The sequence below is a fragment of the Rhizobium sp. CC1099 genome, from assembly GCF_029714385.1.
Classification (GTDB): Bacteria; Pseudomonadota; Alphaproteobacteria; order Rhizobiales; family Rhizobiaceae; genus Rhizobium.
Genome location: NZ_CP121641.1, coordinates 1,001,367 through 1,019,916, shown reverse-complemented (window position 1 = coordinate 1,019,916; position 18,550 = coordinate 1,001,367). Strand labels below are relative to the sequence as shown.

Annotated in this window: 16 protein-coding genes; 8 read left to right on the top strand and 8 right to left on the bottom strand. The window is 60.8% G+C overall.

The genetic code is table 11. The annotated features are described in order from the left end of the window. Positions 1-101 precede the first annotated feature (101 nt). The 4 genes from ppx to QA644_RS05065 all read right to left on the bottom strand — a co-directional run bounded on the left by ppx (position 102) and on the right by QA644_RS05065 (position 5,724). Entirely contained in the window at positions 102-1,625 is a 1,524-nt protein-coding gene (gene ppx / locus QA644_RS05080) for an exopolyphosphatase (RefSeq protein ID WP_283071344.1), read from the bottom strand. A gap of 12 nt (positions 1,626-1,637) precedes the next feature. Further along, positions 1,638-3,842 (bottom strand): RNA degradosome polyphosphate kinase, encoded by a 2,205-nt coding sequence (locus QA644_RS05075; protein WP_239599372.1) that lies wholly within the window; start codon positions 3,840-3,842, stop codon positions 1,638-1,640. 65 nt (positions 3,843-3,907) lie between these two features. Beyond that, positions 3,908-4,606, bottom strand: coding sequence for a DnaA regulatory inactivator HdaA (gene hdaA / locus QA644_RS05070; RefSeq protein WP_283071341.1), 699 nt, complete (start codon positions 4,604-4,606; stop codon positions 3,908-3,910). After that, positions 4,603-5,724: an AI-2E family transporter gene (locus QA644_RS05065; protein ID WP_074067286.1), complete on the bottom strand. Its 1,122-nt coding sequence runs from the start codon at positions 5,722-5,724 to the stop codon at positions 4,603-4,605. Before QA644_RS05065 ends, hdaA begins: the two co-directional genes overlap by 4 nt. 238 nt (positions 5,725-5,962) lie before the next feature. On the opposite strand from QA644_RS05065, the gene purM reads away from it, so the two are divergent. Together purM and purN are read left to right on the top strand one after the other, a co-directional pair. Next, complete coding sequence (purM, locus tag QA644_RS05060) at positions 5,963-7,036, top strand: phosphoribosylformylglycinamidine cyclo-ligase (RefSeq protein WP_283071338.1); 1,074 nt, start codon at positions 5,963-5,965, stop codon at positions 7,034-7,036. Further along, the gene (gene purN / locus QA644_RS05055; protein WP_074067283.1) at positions 7,033-7,695 is read left to right on the top strand and encodes a phosphoribosylglycinamide formyltransferase; all 663 of its coding nucleotides are present in this window, start codon (positions 7,033-7,035) and stop codon (positions 7,693-7,695) included. The genes purM and purN overlap by 4 nt, the downstream gene beginning before the upstream one ends. 4 nt (positions 7,696-7,699) lie before the next feature. Here the strand turns inward: purN and QA644_RS05050 are convergent, their stop codons facing one another. From QA644_RS05050 to QA644_RS05040, 3 genes are all read right to left on the bottom strand, one after another. Further along, positions 7,700-8,863 (bottom strand): alpha-D-ribose 1-methylphosphonate 5-triphosphate diphosphatase, encoded by a 1,164-nt coding sequence (locus QA644_RS05050; RefSeq protein WP_194729362.1) that lies wholly within the window; start codon positions 8,861-8,863, stop codon positions 7,700-7,702. Between the two features lie 296 nt (positions 8,864-9,159). Further along, a complete protein-coding gene (locus QA644_RS05045) occupies positions 9,160-9,753 on the bottom strand; it encodes an NUDIX domain-containing protein (protein WP_283071336.1) in 594 nt (197 codons plus the stop codon). Continuing rightward, entirely contained in the window at positions 9,750-11,888 is a 2,139-nt protein-coding gene (locus QA644_RS05040) for a molybdopterin oxidoreductase family protein (protein ID WP_283071334.1), read from the bottom strand. Before QA644_RS05040 ends, QA644_RS05045 begins: the two co-directional genes overlap by 4 nt. 83 nt (positions 11,889-11,971) lie before the next feature. Here QA644_RS05040 and QA644_RS05035 point away from each other — a divergent pair, with 83 nt between their 5' ends. Continuing rightward, entirely contained in the window at positions 11,972-12,841 is an 870-nt protein-coding gene (locus QA644_RS05035) for a 23S rRNA (adenine(2030)-N(6))-methyltransferase RlmJ (protein WP_283071332.1), read from the top strand. Between the two features lie 55 nt (positions 12,842-12,896). Continuing rightward, entirely contained in the window at positions 12,897-13,493 is a 597-nt protein-coding gene (locus QA644_RS05030) for a glutathione S-transferase (RefSeq protein WP_194729358.1), read from the top strand. A 54-nt stretch (positions 13,494-13,547) separates the two neighbouring features. Here the strand turns inward: QA644_RS05030 and QA644_RS05025 are convergent, their stop codons facing one another. Beyond that, positions 13,548-14,183, bottom strand: a complete 636-nt coding sequence (locus QA644_RS05025; protein ID WP_074067274.1) for an outer membrane protein — start codon at positions 14,181-14,183, stop codon at positions 13,548-13,550. Positions 14,184-14,549: 366 nt separating this feature from the next. On the opposite strand from QA644_RS05025, the gene QA644_RS05020 reads away from it, so the two are divergent. The 4 genes from QA644_RS05020 to moaD all read left to right on the top strand — a co-directional run bounded on the left by QA644_RS05020 (position 14,550) and on the right by moaD (position 18,305). Further along, entirely contained in the window at positions 14,550-15,317 is a 768-nt protein-coding gene (locus QA644_RS05020; RefSeq protein WP_074067273.1) for an SDR family oxidoreductase, read from the top strand. After that, entirely contained in the window at positions 15,314-17,353 is a 2,040-nt protein-coding gene (gene uvrC / locus QA644_RS05015) for an excinuclease ABC subunit UvrC (RefSeq protein WP_239599383.1), read from the top strand. The genes QA644_RS05020 and uvrC overlap by 4 nt, the downstream gene beginning before the upstream one ends. Positions 17,354-17,463: 110 nt before the next feature. Then, positions 17,464-18,054: a CDP-diacylglycerol--glycerol-3-phosphate 3-phosphatidyltransferase gene (pgsA, locus tag QA644_RS05010; RefSeq protein WP_022714716.1), complete on the top strand. Its 591-nt coding sequence runs from the start codon at positions 17,464-17,466 to the stop codon at positions 18,052-18,054. Continuing rightward, entirely contained in the window at positions 18,051-18,305 is a 255-nt protein-coding gene (moaD, locus tag QA644_RS05005; protein WP_039844473.1) for a molybdopterin converting factor subunit 1, read from the top strand. The genes pgsA and moaD overlap by 4 nt, the downstream gene beginning before the upstream one ends. Positions 18,306-18,550: the final 245 nt, after the last annotated feature.

Genomic DNA, 18,550 nt, shown 5'->3' with positions numbered 1-18,550 from the left:
TATTCACGGCGCAGACCCGCCGTGGCTGGGTTCCTCTGACGAGAACAGGAATGACGGTGTTCAAGGGCGCTTCACCGCAGAACAAAATCCACGAATGCCCCCTACTCGAACCTGAACGCCAGCCGTCTGTTCGTCAGCCGCGAGAGCTGCTGCAGGCGGCCGTCGAGGCGTTCTCCCGCGAAGTCGCGATATTCCGATGGCACGACGAATTCGAGGTCGATGCTTGGATTGGAGGACTTGCGGAATGTCAGGTTCTTCACCAGGCCCGGCATGGAGGCCGAGAAGAGATAGACGACGCGCAGCATGCCGCCGAGCAGCTTGGCGCGCTCGACATATTGCGGGCCGGCGATCGTGGCAAGCGGTGCCGTCGAGCCGTCGTCATGCAGGCCTTGGAAGCGGTAGTAATTGGCGAGCGCGATGAAGGCCCGGCCGGGATGGCTGATGCCGACGAAGGAGGAATGGGCAATCAGGTTCAGCGCCTGCAGGCCGCGGTAGTCCGGATGCGCCCGCCAGCTGATGTCGGCGAGCAGGCACGCCGCCTGGCGGTAGCGGGCTTCCTCTTCCGTTTCCACAACCCCGAAATACGGCATCATGTAGCCGGTCCATCGCGCAAGCTCGCGCGCATGCTCAGGGGAACGCGCGCGCAGGATGGCAAGCTCGCCGGCCGCCGAAAGCAGCGGATCGGCGCGGCGCTCGCCCTCCGACAGCAGCGAGTAGAGGTAGCCTTCGCGAACGCCCTGCGCCGAGAAGGAAATGACACCGGGATTCATCGCGCTCAACACTTCCTTCATGGCAACGGCGCCGAAGGGCAGCAGCGCACGGCGATGCTTCGAGACCGCCTGGAAGGCCGGATCCTTGGAGTCCCTGGCTACTTCCACCTGATCGAGGAACTGCATCATCCCTTCGAGAGAAACCTCGTAGCCCTGCATCATGTGAAGCGGATATTGGGTAAGTTCCATGTGCAGCTTGGCGATGTTACGCCAGGTGCCACCAACCGCGTAGAAGGTTCGCCCGGCCCCCTTTTCCAGGATTTTCGTCGCGCTTCGAACATGCTTGCGCGCGAAAGTGCGGGCTCTCACGAGGGAGCCGCCGGCATATTCCGAAAGGCGAAGCCCCCCGAGCGGCAGGGTGATCCCCCTGCCGATCTCGCGCTCCTTGATGTCGATGAGTTCCAGCGAGCCGCCGCCGAGGTCGCCCGCGATGCCGTCCGGATGGAAGAAGCCGCTGATGACGCCGAGCGCGGAAAACTTCGCCTCCTCCTCGCCGGAAAGCACGCGAATCTTGCGCTGGAGGATCGTTTCGGCCTGGTGGATGAAGTCAGGCCCGTTGGAGGCTTCGCGCGCGGCAGCCGTCGCCAGCACATACATGGTCGCCGCGCGGGCCTGGTCGGAAAGTGCCTTGAAACGATGCAGGGCGGCCAGCGCGCGGGCGACGCTTTCCTCATCCATCCTGCCGTTCAGCGCGATGCCCTTACCGAGGCCGCAGAGCACCTTTTCGTTGAAAAGGATCGCCGGCGACCGGGACATGCCTTCGTAGATGACCACGCGGATCGAATTCGACCCGATATCGACGACGGAGACCGGGGCAATCCCTGGCAGGCGCCCCTGGGCTTCTGATTCAACCATGCAGGTCCAGTTTTATCTCTTGGTCCAGCCGGAAAGCAGGCCGGCAATCAGCTTGGGCGCACTGGATTTCAGGGCTTCACCACGGCCGGAAAGGCTGGGATTGGTCATGAAATACTGCTGCGCATTGAACGGTTCTTCGCCTTTGCGCACTTCCATGCGCCGAGACGTGCCGTCGGGCAATATCTCGTAGCTCTGCTGATTGTCAATGATATTGCCTAGCATGATCTGGGACAAAACCTGCTCGTGCACAGTCGGATTGATGAGCGGGACGAGCGTCTCGACGCGGCGGTCGAGGTTTCTGGGCATCATGTCGGCGGAGCCGATATAGACGAGCGCCTTGTCGGACGGCAGGCCGTGTCCATTGCCGAAGCAGAAGATGCGGCTGTGCTCCAGGAAGCGGCCGACGATCGACTTGACGCGAATATTGTCGGAGAGGCCCGGCACCTGCGGGCGTAGGCAGCAGATACCGCGAATAACCAGATCGATTTCAACGCCTGCCCGGCTTGCCGTATAGAGCGCGTCGATAATTTCCGGATCGACAAGCGAGTTCATCTTCATCCAGATCGCTGCCGGCGCACCGTTCTTGGCATGTTTGATCTCCTCGTCGATGTGACGGAGGATGCGCGAGCGCAGCGTATAAGGCGAAACGGCGAGCTTCATGCTCTCCTCCGGCTCGCCGTAGCCGGTGATGAAGTTGAAGATGTTCGCCATATCGTGGGCGATCACCTGATTGCAGGTGAAGAACGAGAGGTCGGTATAGATCTTCGCGGTGACCGGATGGTAGTTGCCGGTGCCGAGGTGGCAGTAGCTGCGAAGTCTGCCCTCCTCGCGGCGAACGACCAACGACATCTTTGCGTGTGTCTTGAGCTCGATGAAGCCGAAGACGACCTGCACGCCGGCGCGTTCTAGGTCGCGTGCCCAACGGATGTTCGCCTCTTCGTCGAAACGGGCCTTGAGCTCGACGAGGGCAGTCACCGACTTACCGGCTTCGGCAGCATCGATGAGAGCCCGGACGATCGGGCTGTCGTTCGAAGTGCGGTAAAGGGTCTGCTTTATCGCCAGAACGTCAGGATCGCGCGCAGCCTGGAGAAGAAACTGGACCACCACGTCGAAAGACTCGTAGGGGTGATGAACCACCATGTCCTTTTCGCGAATGGCCGCGAAGCAGTCTCCGGCATGCTCGCGAACGCGTTCGGGAAATCGCGCATTGTAGGGCGGAAACCGAAGGTCGTCGCGCGGTGCCTTGGTGATCTCGGAGACCGTATTGAGCGCGAGCAGGCCCGGCAAAACGGCGACACGATTGTCTGGAACGTTCAACGCCTGCACCACGAACTGGCGCAGCGATGCCGGCATCTCGGAATCCGTCTCGATGCGGATCACCTTGCCGCGGCGGCGGCGCTTCAGCGCGGTTTCAAAGAAGCGCACGAGGTCTTCGGCTTCTTCCTCCACTTCGATATCGCTGTCGCGGATGAGGCGGAATGTACCGGAGCCCTGCACCTCGTAACCGGGATAGAGCCGGTGAATGAAGATGTTCGCGACATCCTCCAGCGTGATATAGCGGATCGTGCCGGCGTCATCGGGCAAGCGCACGAAGCGATCGAGCGCAGGCGGCAGGCGAAGCAGCGCCGTCATCGGCTCGCGCCCGTGCTTGCTGGTCAGCTGCAAGCCGATCGAGAAACCGAGGTTCGGGATGAACGGGAACGGGTGAGCCGGGTCGATCGACAGCGGCGTCAGAACCGGAAAGATCGCCTGCTCGAACTCTGCGGCCAGCCACTGCCGGTCGGCGTCGCTGAGAGCGCCGGGACGGACGAACAGAATGTCTTCCTTCGCGAGATACTGCTGCAGGACGGCAAGCGAAGCCTGCTGCTCCATCTGCAGATTGTCGATCTCCTGCAGGATTGCATCGAGCTGTTCGGCGGGCGTCTTCCCGTCCGGCGTGCGAACCACGATGTTCTGGCGTACCTGGCCTTCGAGGCCCGCGACGCGCACCATGAAGAATTCGTCGAGATTGGCCGCGGAAATCGACAGGAAACGGACGCGCTCGAGCAGCGGGTGCTCAGTGTTCAGCGTTTCCTCGAGAACGCGACGGTTGAACTGCAGCCAGGAAAATTCACGGTTGATGAAACGTTCGGGACTAGCGAGCAGGTCTTCCAGCGGCGGGACTGCTGCCGCTGTTTCCGGAATGGGTTCCTGATGCTCTGCTACCGCACTGTCCATGTTCCGATCACCCCGTTTCACTCGTCCATGCGCAGTATATCAGTTTCACGACGGAACTGTGACAGTCAATCGGACGACGCCGAATTACCCAATTCATTCAACACTTCGGCAGCGAGAGACCGGGTGATTTTCGTGCCCCGTGCAAGGGCCAGCCGGTCGAGCCTTTCGACGATCGTCTGGGCCGCGTTCAGCGACCGCTCCATCCGGTTCACGATATAAAGGACGAGTTTGTCATCTATATTAAGCTGCCGGTCGGAGAAGAGCTTGACGATAACCTGCGACAGCAATTCCTCGTCCGGCTCGCCGATTTCGACGACGGTCGCAGCCTTGAGCCTCGAGCGCAGGTCGGCAAGCTCCACCGGCCACGACATCGGCCACAGGCGGCTCGTCATCAACAGGCTGTTGCCGTTTTCGCGCACGCTGTTGATGACGTGAAAAAGTTCGGTGTCATCGAAGCCGAGGCGGTCGACATCCTCGAAAAGGACAGGCCCGTTTGCCGCAGTAACGGCGGCATCCGATCCTCGCTTCGGATGGATGCTGACGGCACCGCTATGCTCTTTCCAGATGCTTGCAAGATGCGACTTTCCGGAACCGACCGGCCCGGCCAGAATGACGACCGGCGACTGCCATTGCGGCCAGGCGTCGATGATGGTCACCGCAGCGCTCAGCCGGTCGGAGACCAGCAGGTCGTCCCGGCCGCTTGCCGCATCATGGGAAAAGACCAGCGGGAGCTGTTCCCCCGCCTTGCGCTTCACGTCGTTCATTTGGATTCGGCTTTTGTCTTCCGGGCGTCGGCAGGTTGCGAACGGCCCGCATAAAGATCGCTCTGAAGGTAGCGCGAGAGCGCAAAGCGGACAAGGACGCCGACGGCGGCAGCGGCCGGCACGGCAACGAGCAGGCCGACGAAGCCGAAGAGCGCGCCGAACGCAAAGAGCGCGAACATCAGCCAGACCGGGTGAAGTCCGACGCTGTGGCCGACGAGTTTCGGCTGCAGGATATTGCCTTCCAGGAACTGGCCGCTGAAGAAGACAACGAGCACGGCGCCGACCCAGAGATAATCCGGCCAGAACTGAACGAGCGCCACGCCGACCGCAAGAACCAGCCCGACCAGCGAGCCGACATAGGGGATGAAGCTTATCATGCCGGCAAAGAGTCCGATGAGCAGGCCGAAGTTCAAGCCGACGAGCGACAGACCGACGGCGTAGTAGATTCCGAGGATCAGGCAGAGAGAGCCCTGCCCGCGAATGAAGCCGGCGATCGCTTGATCGATCTCATGAGCGATCTGGCGAACGTCGCTGACATAATCGCGCGGAATCCACTGATCGACCTTGGAAATCATGCGGTCCCAGTCGAGTAGGATGTAAAAAGCAACGACCGGCGTCACGACCAGCAGCGAGATGACGTCGACGATGGCCTTGCCGGAATTCCAGATCTGGCCAAAGAGGCCGGTCAGGAAGCCCATGCCTTCCGACAATATGCCGGAGAAATTGTCCTTGATCGTGCCGAGCTGGTTCCTGATCCAACCCGGCAGCACGGAATCCTGTACATTGGCGATGAAGGCCTGCAGCTGGCTGATATATCCGGGGAGCCGCTGGGCGAAATCGTTGAACTGATTGATCAGGACCGGAATGAGGATCATCAGGGCCAGCGCGAAGATGATGACAAAGGCGACCAGGATGCCGATTGTTGCCATCAGGCGGCTGAGCCCCAGACGCTGCAAACGGTCGGCCACGGGATCAAGGAAATAGGCGATCGCCATGCCGGCGACAAAGGGCAGCAGGATGGAGCTGAATATATAGAGAAAGACGATGAAGAAGACGAGCACGCCCAGCCAGAAGAAGACCTGCCGTTTGAGACTTGCTCCGCTGACCTGATGTGGCATCGCTTTCCCCGTTCGTCCGCCCGTGACGCAATCTTTTCGCGCCGCTACTCGAAGCACATAGGATGCGGGCCGGAAGATGGTCAACCCTGCGGCGGAAAATCCAACCCTCCCCTATGGAAAGAGCGGGAAATTGGGGCTTTTCTCCATCGCCGCCTTGCATAAAGCGCACTCTCATGCAATTGCGACCCGCATGTGACGCGGTCCATTATACCGCCCGAACCAGCCATCGGAGATCAGCATGAGCCAGTCTGGAAGAAACGGCCTGACCTATAGCGACGCAGGCGTCGATATCGATGCCGGAAATCTTCTGGTTGAGAAGATCAAGCCTGCCGTACGCTCCACGAGGCGGCCTGGCGCCGATGGCGAAATAGGAGGCTTCGGCGGCCTGTTCGATCTCAAGGCCGCCGGCTTCACCGATCCGGTTCTCGTCGCCGCCAATGACGGCGTCGGCACCAAGCTGAAGATCGCCATCGACGCGGATTACCACGAAACGGTCGGCATCGACCTCGTTGCCATGTGCGTCAACGACCTTGTCGTGCAAGGTGCTGAGCCGCTCTTCTTCCTCGACTATTTCGCGACCGGCAAGCTCGATCCGGAACAGGGTGCGGCGATCGTCGGCGGTATTGCTGCCGGCTGCCGCGAGGCGGGCTGTGCATTGATCGGTGGCGAGACGGCGGAAATGCCGGGCATGTATTCTTCCGGCGATTACGATCTCGCAGGCTTTGCCGTTGGTGCCGCCGAGCGCGGCCAGCTTCTGCCTGCAGGCGATATTGCCGAGGGCGATATCATCCTCGGCCTCGCCTCCTCCGGCGTTCACTCGAACGGCTTTTCGCTGGTGCGCAAGATCGTTGAGCTTTCGGGTCTCGGCTGGGAGGCGCCGGCGCCTTTCGCCGAAGGCACGGCTCTCGGCGAAGCGCTGCTGACGCCGACCCGCATCTATGTGAAGCCGCTTCTGAAGGCGATCCGCGAAACCGGCGCCGTCAAGGCGCTGGCGCACATCACCGGCGGCGGCTTCCCCGAAAATATCCCGCGCGTGCTGCCTAAGCATCTTGCCGCCGAGATCGATCTTGCCGCGGTCAAGGTTCCGCCGGTCTTCTCCTGGCTTGCCAAGACGGGTGGCGTCGAGGCGAAGGAAATGCTGCGCACCTTCAACTGCGGAGTCGGCATGATCGCCGTCGTCTCGGCTGAAAATGCCGCTGCGGTGACCGCCGTCCTGGAATCGGAAGGCGAGAAGATCGTCACGCTCGGCCGGATGATCGGCCGCGCAGAAGGTGCGCCGGGAACGGTTTACAAGGGCACGCTCGCTCTATGACCATGCCGCGCAAACGCGTCGTCGTCTTCATTTCCGGCGGCGGCTCCAACATGATGGCGCTCGTCGCGGCAGCGAAAGCTCCGGACTTTCCCGCTGAAATCGTCGGCGTGATTTCCGACAAGGCGGATGCGGGCGGCCTTGCGAAAGCCGCCGCGGAAGGCATTTCCACGTTCGCTTTCGTTCGCAAGGATTATGCCAGTAAGGAAGCCCACGAGGCGACGATCTTTGAAGCGCTCGACCGGCTCTCGCCGGATATTCTCTGCCTTGCGGGCTATATGCGGCTTCTGAGCGCGAGATTCATCCAACGTTACGAGGGCCGGATGATCAACATCCACCCTTCCCTTCTGCCGCTCTTCCCGGGCCTCCACACGCATCAGCGCGCCATCGACGCCGGCATGCGGATCGCAGGGTGCACGGTGCATTTCGTGACCGAAGGCATGGATGAAGGGCCGGCGATCGGACAGGCCGCCGTACCGGTTCTGTCCGGCGATACCGCCGAGACGCTCGCCGCGCGTGTCCTCACGGTCGAGCATCAGCTCTATCCGCAAGCGCTGCGGCTCTTTGCCGAAGGCAAGGTGCGGATGGAAGGCGGCAGGGCGGTGGGCGCAGAGATATCCGCCCGCCCCAATGCCAATCACATCATTTCCCTGATCGCCTGATCCTTCAGGCAACGAGCGCCCGAAGCTGATGCAAGGTGCCGTCGCTGTAGACGAAGCGTCCGCCGCAGAAGGTGGCGCGGATGCGGTGCACATCGCCCGGCTCGACGACGACCAGATCGGCGCGCTGACCGACGGCGATCTCGCCGCGGTCCGTCAGACCTGCGGAACGGGCAGCATTCCTGGTCGCCATGGCGACCGCGGCCGGCATTGCGGTGTACTCGGCGATCTTGAAGATGCCGGGCACGAAAGCCGCCGGGTGATAATCGGCAGCAATCACCGTCAGTAGCCCGGCCTTGGCGGCATCGAGCGCACTCAGATTGCCCGACATTGACTGGCCGCGAAGCGCATTGGGCGCTCCCATAAGCGTCCAGAGCCCGCGGCGGCGGGCCTCCACGGCAGCTGGTAGCGTGACCGGAAACTCGCTGATCGTCACACCGAGATCATGCATCTCGGCGACCTTTTCAGCACTATCGTCATCGTGCGAAGCAAGCGACAGCTTCCCCTTGAGCGAGAGGGCGACGATCTCCTTCAGCTTTGCCTCGATCTCCGGATTGCTGCGCATGGCAATGCGCTTGGCGACCATTTCCGCTGCCATTTCCTCGGAGATCGCCCGGCGCTCGGCGATGCTCAATATGTAGCTCTGGATGTTGTTGTACTGCCCCTGCCCCGGCGTATGGTCGGTCAGCGACACCATATCGATATGACCGGCTTCAAGCAGCTTTTCAAGCGCGGGCGCGGCACCCAGATTGGTGATCTCATAGCGCGCATGGACGCGATGGTCGATCAGCAGATCGTGCTTGAGCCGGTTGATCCCCTCGATGATCGCACCTGTTGTTTCGAGTGAGCGGACATAGCCGTAGACGCTCTCGGTCGCAAAGGAGATCGCCGCAAAAGCCGTCGTCACGCCGGCGGCCGCGAGTTTCTTGTCGAGTTCATGGATGCCGAAATCAATCGGCATCATGGCGTTCGGGCGCGGCGCGATCTCGCGCTCGACCATGTCGCCATGCAGATCGACGAAACCCGGCATCAGCAACCGCCCGCCGCCGTCGATCGCGGCATTGCCGACCGGCTCCGACCGTATCTCGGCAATCGCCCCGTCCTCGATCCGGATTGCGCCCCGGCTCACCACCTCTTCGGGAAGAACGAGCGTGAAATTGCTGAGCCACATAGGCACTCTCCTGACGGCATTCCATGATTTGATAAACTGCAGCGCTTAGGCGGGATTCGTGACAACGGTATGAACTTGGATGCTGCTGCGACAATCAACCCAAAGCACTTTCACAATACTTGATGAGCTGCATGAAAAATATGTCGGCCTGCTCGTGCCGTCCTTTGCCCATCGTGCGGAAACGGCCATCAATCTCGTACTCTGGAAATGGTCGAGCACGCTTGCGTATCAGGTGAGGGTCATCGATCCAACCGGTCGACTGCCGAAAGATCAACGGTCCTGGGAAAAAATGTCGATTAGATCAAGCTATCCCTCTTCATCGCCGCCCATTGCAGCAGGATGATCGTCTTCATGTCGCGGATATCGCCGCTTTCGATCATGGCTGTTGCCGTGTCCAGCGGCACGTCCAGCACTTCGATATCCTCATGCTCTTCGTCCAGGCCACCGCCGTTCGAGACGCGGTCGGACGTATCGATCGGCGCGGCGAAGAAATGCACGACTTCGCTGTTCGAACCGGGCGAGCTGTAGGCCCTGAAGAGGAACCGGACGTCGCGGACGCGGAAGCCCGTCTCTTCCATCGCTTCGCGGCGGATCGCTGCTTCCGGCTCCTCGCCGTCGAGAAGGCCGGCCGGCGTTTCGATCATGAAGGCGGGCTCGCCCCGAAGATCGGGCGGCAGGCGGAACTGTTTGACGAGTACGACGGAGCCGCGTTTCGGATCGTAGAGCAGGATCGTCGCGGCCGGCGTGCGGTGATAGACCTCGCGATGGAGGCGATGGGTAAGGCCGTTCGAATCCGTGTAATCGAGCTTATAAACGCTCAGCCGCGTCCAGCCCTCCGCGAGCGTCGTTTCCTCGACGACCTCCGCCCTTGCCTTCGCGAACTTCGTCATACGGCATCCTTGCGCAGCCAGACTTTGTTGTCGTGGACCGCCGCACCGCCATAGGGCGCAACGGGGTCTGCGCCGGTGAGCACATTGATGCCCTCGCCGTCGACATGCGCCTTGTTGGGCCACAAGCCTTCGGCGATCAGAACGCCCGGCTTGACCTCGGTCGTGACGTGGGCGTGCAGGCGCACCTCGCCGCGCCGGTTTCCGATCTGGACGAGATCGCCGTGGCCAATGCCGTTTATCTCGGCATCCTGCGGATTGATCATCAGTTCGGGACGCCCCTCCTTCTGCCGCGACGTCTTTGTTTCGGAAAAGCTGGAATTGAGGAAGTTGCGCGCGGGCGAGGTTGCCAGCCGGAAGGGATGTTCGGCATCGGCCATTTCGATGACATCCACTTGATCGGGAAAAGCCGGCAGCTCGGGATGCGGGCCGAGCAAGCCGACGGATTCCGGTGGACGGTTAGGCGCCGGCTGGTTCGCCCAATCCGGCCGAAAGCGGAACTTGCCGTCCGTATGCGCGAAACCGTTGAGGAAATGCGCGTCTTCGAAGTCAGGCTGGCGGTCGAACCATTTATGCTCGAGGAAGTGATCGTAGTCCGGCAGGCCGCTTGTTTCGAGAATGCGGTCAACCATTTCCCGGGCGCTAAAGCCGAAGCCTGGCTGATCCGCAACGCCGAGGCGCTTTGCGAGCTCCTCGATGACAAAAAGGTTGGTGCGCACCGTCGGCGGCGGTTCGACGAGTTTCGGGCCGAGCAGGATATGGTTCTGGCCGCCGGCGCGGTAGATGTCGTCATGCTCGACGAACATCGTGGCGGGAATGACGATATCGGCCATTTCCGCCGTCTCGGTCATGAACTGCTCGTGTACGGCCACGAAGAGATCGCCCCGCGCAAAGCCGCCCTTCACAAGGCGTTGCTCAGGCGCGATGTTCATCGGATTGGTGTTCTGAACAAGCATGGCGGTGACCGGTCCGCGATGGCGGAGTGATGCGGCATCGCCCGTCAGCACGCGGCCGATCTGCGACTGGTCGAGCATGCGGATATCCGGATCCTTCATCGATTTTCCAGTCAGCTCCGCGTTGTTCATGCGGAAGATGTCACTGTTCGAATGGAAGGCGCCGCCGCCCTCATACTGCCAGGAGCCGAGCACGGTGGCGATCGAGGCTGCGGCATGCATGGCGACCGCGCCGTTGCGTTGGCGGGTGAAGCCGTAGCCGAGGCGGAAATAGGTTTTCTTCGTCGTACCGACGAGCTTTGCGAAGGCTTCGATCTCATCCACCGAGAGACCGGTGATCGCGGCCGCCCATTCCGGCGTCTTCGTCTTGAGGTGCGCTTCGAGACCTGCCGGATCGTCGGCATATTTTGCCATATAGGCCCGGTCGGCGTAGCCGTCGCGGAAGGCGATGTGCATGACGGCGCAGGCGAGCGCCGCATCGGTGCCAGGCCTGACGATCAGCGCCATGTCGGCCTGCTTCATCGTCGGATTGTCGTAGATATCGACGACGACGATCTTCGCGCTGCGTTCCTTGCGCGACTTAATCGCATGCGTCATCACATTAACCTGCGTCGCGACCGCGTTCGTACCCCAGATGACGACGCAATCGGTGCGGCCCATCTCGCGCGGATCGGGACCGCGGAGCGTGCCCGTCGCCATCGTGAAGCCGGTCCAGGCCGGGTTGGTACAGATCGACGAGAAGAAGCCGGAATAGCGTTTGGCGTGGCGCAGGCGCTCGATGCTGTCGCGCTGCACCCAACCCATGGTGCCGGCATAGTAGTAAGGCCAGACCGCCTCGCTGCCATCCTTCCCTTCGGCCTTCATGAAGGCTTCGGCGATCTCGTCCAGAGCCTCGTCCCAGGAAATCTGCTGCCAGCGCCCCTCGCCTTTCGCGCCGATGCGGCGCAGAGGATGCATCAGCCGGTCCGGATGGTAGAGGCGTTCGGCATAGCGCGCGACCTTGGCGCAGATGACGCCGGACGTATAGGTGTGGTCGTTGGCACCGCGCACACGGCCGATGCGGCCGTCCTCCGCAATCTCCACTTCCAGCGCGCAGGTGGAGGGACAGTCGTGCGGACACGCGGTGTGCCCGACCTTCTTGCCGGGATCGGCGGATTTGGCGTGAATGGGGGTCGCAATGTTCATGGCTTTTCTATATTCCAAGCCGTCATCCGCCAAAAGCCGGAAATGACGGCTATGACATGAATTCATAACAGGCATCAGCGAAAATGAACTACCGCCACATCTATCACGCGGGCAATTTTGCCGATGTGCTGAAGCACGCCGTTCTGGCGCGTCTCATCCGCTATCTGCAAAAGAAGGACGGCGCTTTCCGAGTGCTCGACACGCATGCCGGCGTCGGGCTTTACGACCTCTCCTCGGAAGAGGCGCAAAAGACTGGCGAGTGGCAGGACGGCATCGGCAGGATCATGGAGGCCGAGCTTGCGCCGCAGGTGGCCGGACTGCTCGAGCCCTATCTTTCCGCGGTCCGGGAACTCAACCCGGATGGCGGCGTGCGCTTCTATCCCGGTTCGCCGAAGCTTTCGCGCATGCTCTTTCGCCCACAGGACAGGCTTTCGGCGATGGAACTGCATCCGGAGGACTATATCCGCCTTCACCGGCTGTTCGAAGGCGATCACCATGCCCGCATCACCGAGCTCGACGGCTGGCTGGCGCTCGGCGCGCATCTGCCGCCGAAGGAAAAACGCGGCATCGTGCTTGTCGATCCACCGTTCGAGGAGGACGGCGAATACGAGCGTCTAGTTGACGGCCTGGCGAGGGCCCACCGGCGGTTTCCGGGCGGCACCTATTGCCTTTGGTATCCGCTGAAGAAGGGCGCTCCCATCAAGGAATTTCACGAGGCGCTGCAGGCGACCCAAATTCCGAAGATGTTGTGCGCTGAACTCAGCGTGCGCAGCGACCGCAGCGTTACCGGGTTGACGGGCTCCGGTCTCATCATCGTCAACCCGCCCTTCACGCTGAAGGACGAGTTGCACGCGCTGCTGCCGGCGCTCAAGGATCATCTCGCCCAAGATCGGTTCGCCTCACAGCGCGCATTCTGGCTGCGTGGCGAAGCGAAGTCCGGAAACGCCGATTGACCGCTTGCTGCGCGTGCGAAATTTGTCCGCACCGAAACCGCTTTCGAGGTGAAACATGAAGCTGCTCTGCTCCCCGACATCGCCCTATTCCAGCAAGGTGCTGATGGCTGCGCATTATCTGGAACTCGGCGTCACCGAAATCCGTGTCGATACCAATGCCGGCCCGGCAATCCTCGTCGACAACAACCCGCTCGGCAAAATCCCCACGCTTCTGACCGACGAAGGGGTTTCGGTCTTCGACAGCGTGGCGATCATGCATTATTTCGGGCGGCTCAAGAACACGAAGCTCTACCCTTCGAAGAACGGCAAGCGAACCGATGCCGAAATTCTGGAAGCACTCTGCGACGGCATCTGCGACTGCCTGCTGGCGATCGTTTACGAGCGCCGCTTCCGCGACGAGGAGAAGGTGCACCAGCCCTGGATCGACCGGCAGTGGAAGAAGGCCGTCAGCGGCCTGAACCACATCAGCGCGCATCCACCGAAGATCGGCCGGAGGCTGAATGGCGGTCACTTCGCGCTTGCTGCGACGATCGGCTATCTGGAACTGCGCTTCAAGGGCCAGTGGGAAGCCGAACATCCGGAACTGATCGACTGGGCACGCAAATTCGAGAAGAAATTTCCTGCCTATCAGGAACTCAAGCCGCACGGCTGAGAAACAAAAAAGCCGGGCGCGAGGCCCGGCTTTCATTAGATGTGTTCGGCAGACTTAGAACTTGACGCCGATACCGACCTTGACGCTGTGTTCGTCATAGCCGCGGGATACGTTCGTGGCGCCGAGATCGAAGTCCTTGTTCTGATAGTCGCTGAAGCGATATTCGACACGTGCCGTGATGTTGTTCGTCACCATAGCTTCAGCGCCGGCGCCGACGGTGTAACCGAAAGCCGTATTGGTATCGGATTGACCGAAGCCGCTGACCTTGTTGTTCGCTGCAGCGGCACCAGCCGTGGCGTAGAGCAGGAACGGGTTCAGGTCGTAACCGACACGGCCGCGAACGGAGCCGTTGAAGCGGTTCTTGTTGGTGATGCCGTCAGACGTGCTGTCGAGGCCGGAATAACCGAGATCGGCTTCGACACCGTAGACGATCTGGCCGCTCTGCCAGTTGTAGCCCGTGTAGAGCTGGCCGCCCATCGCGTAACCGTCGCGGTCTGCACCGAAGTTGCCCTTGTTATAGGTGCCCGCGCCGCCGAGGTAAAAGCCTTCCCAGTTACCTGCCGGAGCGGCCGGCTCGGCCTGTGCTACCGGAGCTTCCGGAACCTGGTCGACTGCATCGGCGGCGTTGGCGGCAGAAAAGCCGGCGATCACGAAGGCGGACGCCATCAGACTAGCAATAAATGTACGCATACTCATTTCTCCTTTCGATCTCGCGCCCTTCGTGACTGTCCTACGCCGAAGCATTCGCGAGAAATTACAAGATGTCCCTCTCGGATCGAGGTCGAAAGTGGAGCGCAATTGCGGATTTGAGAGAGCCAAATTGTGAAATGATTGAGGCAGCGAAGCGGCTGAAATTTGATGTTGCTATAGAGCAACAGAATATTTGTTAACCATAACGATGGGTTAAATTGTCACTACTTATTCTAAGAAATTTATTTCTCAAATAATACATAGAATAGGTCTGCCACAAAGGCAATCGTGACACCCTATTTATATAGTCTGTGCCTGCCCCTATATAGAAACGCACTTAGACTCGCGGGACCAGAAGGCACGCTTTTGAACGAGAAAAGACTTAAGGCCGCGCTCATAACCGGGGCTGCCAAGAGAATAGGCCGGGCGATAGTCGAGGATTTGGCGGAAAACGGCTTTTCCGTTGCCATTCATGCCAATAGCTCGATCGACGAGGCGGAGGCGGTTGCGGCGGAATTGCGGCAAAAAGGCAAATACGCCGTCGCAGTGCAAGGCGACCTCACGAAAATAAACGAGACGGAAGCCCTGGTAAAAAGGGCCGCAGACCGGCTTGGTCCCATCGATCTGCTCGTCAACAATGCCTCCGTCTTCCGCGAAGATTCGGTGCGAAAGATGGATGCCGGTGTCTGGGACGAGCATTTCGCCGTGCATGTCCGGGCGCCGTCGATCCTCGCCGCCCAATTCGCCGCCCAGCTACCGGAAAAGTCCACTGGCCTCATTGTCAATGTGATCGACCAACGCGTCTGGGCGCTGCGGCCGAGCTTCTATTCCTACACCCTGTCGAAGTCGGCGCTTTGGACCGCAACACAGACGATGGCGCAGGCGCTTGCTCCGAAGATTCGTGTCAACGCCATCGGGCCCGGCCCCTCGATGCCAAGCGAACGGCAGTTGCAGGAAGACTTCCAAGCGCAGGTCGCAGCCCTTATCTTGAAGCAAGGACCTGCGTTGGAGGAATTCGGCCGGACGATTCGTTTTCTGTTCGAGACGCCTTCGATCACGGGTCAGATGATTGCACTCGACGGCGGCCAGCATCTCGCGTGGCAGACGCCGGATGTGCTGGAGATCAAGGAATGAATGCCAAGAAGCTGCCCGATGGCGGTGTTCTTTATGATGAAACCGATGAAAACGAAGACGATATCGAGGTGGAAAGCGACCTTTCCGCCTCGCCGCTTCCGGCTGCGATCGACTGGAATGAAGGCGGCGGCAACGAGAGCGGGCTTGCCGGCGCGGAACTGATCGGCGAATTCGTCAAGCGGCTGCCGAACAGCCCCGGCGTCTACCGCATGTTCAATGCCGATGGCGACGTGCTCTATGTCGGCAAAGCGCGCAGCCTCAAGAAGCGCGTCGGCAACTATGCGATGGGCCGGGTCCATTCCAACCGCATCGCGCAGATGGTCCGCCTGACCTCGCATATGGAATTCGTGACGACGCGCACGGAGACCGAGGCGCTGCTCCTGGAAGCGAATCTGATCAAGCGCTTGCGGCCGCGCTTTAACGTGCTTTTGCGCGACGACAAGTCGTTTCCCTATATCCTCATCACCGGCGATCATCGCGCCCCCTCGATCTTCAAGCATCGCGGCGCCCGCGCCCGCAAGGGCGATTATTTCGGTCCCTTCGCTTCCGCCGGCGCAGTCGGCCGCACGATCAATTCGCTGCAGCGCGCCTTCCTGATCCGCACCTGCACGGACAGCGTTTTCGAGACGCGCACGCGCCCCTGCCTGCTTTATCAAATCAAGCGCTGTTCTGGCCCCTGCACCCGGGAGATCAGCGACGAAGGCTATGCGCAACTGGTGCAGGAGGCGAAGGATTTCCTTTCCGGCAAAAGCCAGAAGGTGAAGGCTCACATGGCGCAGGAAATGAACGCCGCCGCCGAAGATCTCGATTTCGAGCGTGCGGCGATCTATCGCGATCGCCTTGCCGCGCTGTCGCACGTCCAGAGCCATCAGGGCATCAATCCGGCAGGCGTCGAGGAGGCGGATGTCTTTGCGATCCACCACGAGGGCGGGATTTCCTGCATCCAGGTCTTCTTCTTTCGCACCGGCCAAAACTGGGGCAATCGCGCCTATTTCCCAAAGGCCGACCCGCAGCTTTCGGGCGCCGAGGTTCTGAATGCCTTCCTCGCGCAGTTCTATGACGACAAGCCGGTGCCGAAGCAGATCATGCTGTCGGAAACCGTCGAGGAAATGGCGCTGCTGGCGGCAGCGCTCGGCGAGAAGACCGGGCACAAGGTTTCGATCCTGGTGCCGCAGCGCGGCGAAAAGCGCGATCTAGTCGACCATGTCGTTGCCAATGCCCGCGAGGCACATGGCCGCAAGCTCGCCGAGACTGCTTCGCAATCGCGCCTGCTCGAGGGCTTCAAGGAAACGTTCGGTCTACCCTATGCGCCGCAGCGGATCGAGATCTACGACAACTCGCATATCATGGGCACGAATGCCGTGGGCGGCATGGTCGTGGCGGGGCCAGAAGGCTTCGTGAAGAGCCAGTACCGCAAGTTCAACATCAAATCGACCGACATCACGCCCGGAGACGACTTCGGGATGATGCGCGAGGTGATGACCCGGCGCTTTTCGCGGCTCATCAAGGAGGAAGGCATCCCGGACCGGACGCAGACGGTATCGAGCGCTGAGGCCGCCGATCTGCCTTTCCCTGTTTGGCCGGACGTGATCCTGATCGACGGTGGCCAGGGTCAGATGACGGCGGTGCGCGCCATCCTCGAGGAACTCGCCATCTCGGACAGCGTCATTGCCATCGGCGTTGCCAAGGGCGTCGACCGCGATGCGGGGCGCGAGCGTTTCTTCCCGCCGGGGCGCGAAAGCTTTACGCTGCCGCCACGCGATCCCGTGCTCTATTTCATCCAGCGCATGCGGGACGAAGCCCACCGCTTCGCCATCGGCTCGCATCGCGCGCGACGCAAGAAGGAGATGGTGAAGAACCCGCTCGACGAGATCGGCGGCATCGGCCCGTCGCGCAAGCGGGCGCTGCTGCAGCATTTCGGCACCGCAAAGGCCGTTTCGCGGGCAGCGCTTTCCGATCTCATGGCAGTCGACGGCATTTCCGAAACGGTCGCAAAGCAGGTCTATAACCATTTTCACGACGATGCCGCGAAATAGGCGGCTACGGTCGCAAATTCCACGCAAAGGCGGCAGAAAAACAGAAAGAATGTTGACGGCTTGCGGTCAAACCCGTCATCTACAAGCACATAAATTCAGAGAACGGTTTCATGGCATCGCGCGCGTATAATATTCCCAATTTGCTGACCTACGGCCGCATTCTCGCGGTACCGCTGATCGTCCTGTGCTTCTTTGTCGAGGGACGGCTTGCGATCAGCAACACGGCGCGATGGGTCGCCCTTTGGATATTCATCATCGCTTCTCTCACCGATTTCCTGGACGGCTATCTGGCGCGCATCTGGAACCAGACTTCGAATATCGGCCGCATGCTCGACCCGATCGCCGACAAGCTCCTGGTCGCCTCGATCCTGCTCCTGGTTGCCGCGGATCAGACAATCGCCGGCTGGTCGATCTGGGCGGCAATCACCATCCTGTGCCGCGAAATCCTCGTTTCGGGACTGCGGGAATATCTCGCCGCCCTCAAGGTCAGCGTTCCCGTCACACGGATCGCCAAATGGAAAACGACGCTGCAACTGGTGGCTATCGCCTTCCTGCTTGCCGGTCCTGCGGGCGACGAGATTTTTCCCTATACGACGCAGATCGGCATCGGCCTGCTTTGGATCGCGGCCATTTTGACCATATATACCGGCTATGACTATTTCCGCGCCGGCTTGAAGCATATCGTGGATGACGAAGAATGACGCGTCTTGTCTATTTTGCCTGGGTGCGGGAACGGATCGGCAAGAGTGAGGAAGACATCGCCCTTCCCGCCTCCGTCGTCACCGTTGCCGATCTTCTCGGTCACTTGAAGACCCTGGGCGAAGAATACGAAACGGCGCTTCAATACGAAAACGTCATCCGCGTGGCGCTCGATCAGGAACACGCCGAACACGACGAACCGGTCGGCAATGCCCGGGAGATCGGGATTTTTCCGCCGATGACGGGCGGGTGACGGATGACGGACGCACGCTCGCGTTTCCGAGAAGACAAATGGAAACACTGCCTATGGAGACGGCTGCCCCACGCTTCTCCGTCATTCCTGTGCTTGTCACCGGAATCGAGCCACGGCGCGTCCACGCCGTGAATGACTCTCTTTGTCTTGCAAGAACTTCTTTCGCTCCCAAGGCGTTGGGCGCACCCGCTGCCTGTGACAAGCACAGCGATGAGGGAGTGCGTTTTGAGGTCATCGTACATCAG

What these genes read in the sequence shown, in the direction of transcription:
- ppx (WP_283071344.1), bottom strand. Translation starts at nt 1,625, where the DNA reads ATGGTTGAATCAGAAGCCCAGGGGCGCCTGCCAGGGATTGCCCCGGTC.
- QA644_RS05075 (WP_239599372.1), bottom strand. Translation starts at nt 3,842, where the DNA reads ATGGACAGTGCGGTAGCAGAGCATCAGGAACCCATTCCGGAAACAGCG.
- hdaA (WP_283071341.1), bottom strand. Translation starts at nt 4,606, where the DNA reads ATGAACGACGTGAAGCGCAAGGCGGGGGAACAGCTCCCGCTGGTCTTT.
- QA644_RS05065 (WP_074067286.1), bottom strand. Translation starts at nt 5,724, where the DNA reads ATGCCACATCAGGTCAGCGGAGCAAGTCTCAAACGGCAGGTCTTCTTC.
- purM (WP_283071338.1), top strand. Translation starts at nt 5,963, where the DNA reads ATGAGCCAGTCTGGAAGAAACGGCCTGACCTATAGCGACGCAGGCGTC.
- purN (WP_074067283.1), top strand. Translation starts at nt 7,033, where the DNA reads ATGACCATGCCGCGCAAACGCGTCGTCGTCTTCATTTCCGGCGGCGGC.
- QA644_RS05050 (WP_194729362.1), bottom strand. Translation starts at nt 8,863, where the DNA reads ATGTGGCTCAGCAATTTCACGCTCGTTCTTCCCGAAGAGGTGGTGAGC.
- QA644_RS05045 (WP_283071336.1), bottom strand. Translation starts at nt 9,753, where the DNA reads ATGACGAAGTTCGCGAAGGCAAGGGCGGAGGTCGTCGAGGAAACGACG.
- QA644_RS05040 (WP_283071334.1), bottom strand. Translation starts at nt 11,888, where the DNA reads ATGAACATTGCGACCCCCATTCACGCCAAATCCGCCGATCCCGGCAAG.
- QA644_RS05035 (WP_283071332.1), top strand. Translation starts at nt 11,972, where the DNA reads ATGAACTACCGCCACATCTATCACGCGGGCAATTTTGCCGATGTGCTG.
- QA644_RS05030 (WP_194729358.1), top strand. Translation starts at nt 12,897, where the DNA reads ATGAAGCTGCTCTGCTCCCCGACATCGCCCTATTCCAGCAAGGTGCTG.
- QA644_RS05025 (WP_074067274.1), bottom strand. Translation starts at nt 14,183, where the DNA reads ATGCGTACATTTATTGCTAGTCTGATGGCGTCCGCCTTCGTGATCGCC.
- uvrC (WP_239599383.1), top strand. Translation starts at nt 15,314, where the DNA reads ATGAATGCCAAGAAGCTGCCCGATGGCGGTGTTCTTTATGATGAAACC.
- pgsA (WP_022714716.1), top strand. Translation starts at nt 17,464, where the DNA reads ATGGCATCGCGCGCGTATAATATTCCCAATTTGCTGACCTACGGCCGC.
- moaD (WP_039844473.1), top strand. Translation starts at nt 18,051, where the DNA reads ATGACGCGTCTTGTCTATTTTGCCTGGGTGCGGGAACGGATCGGCAAG.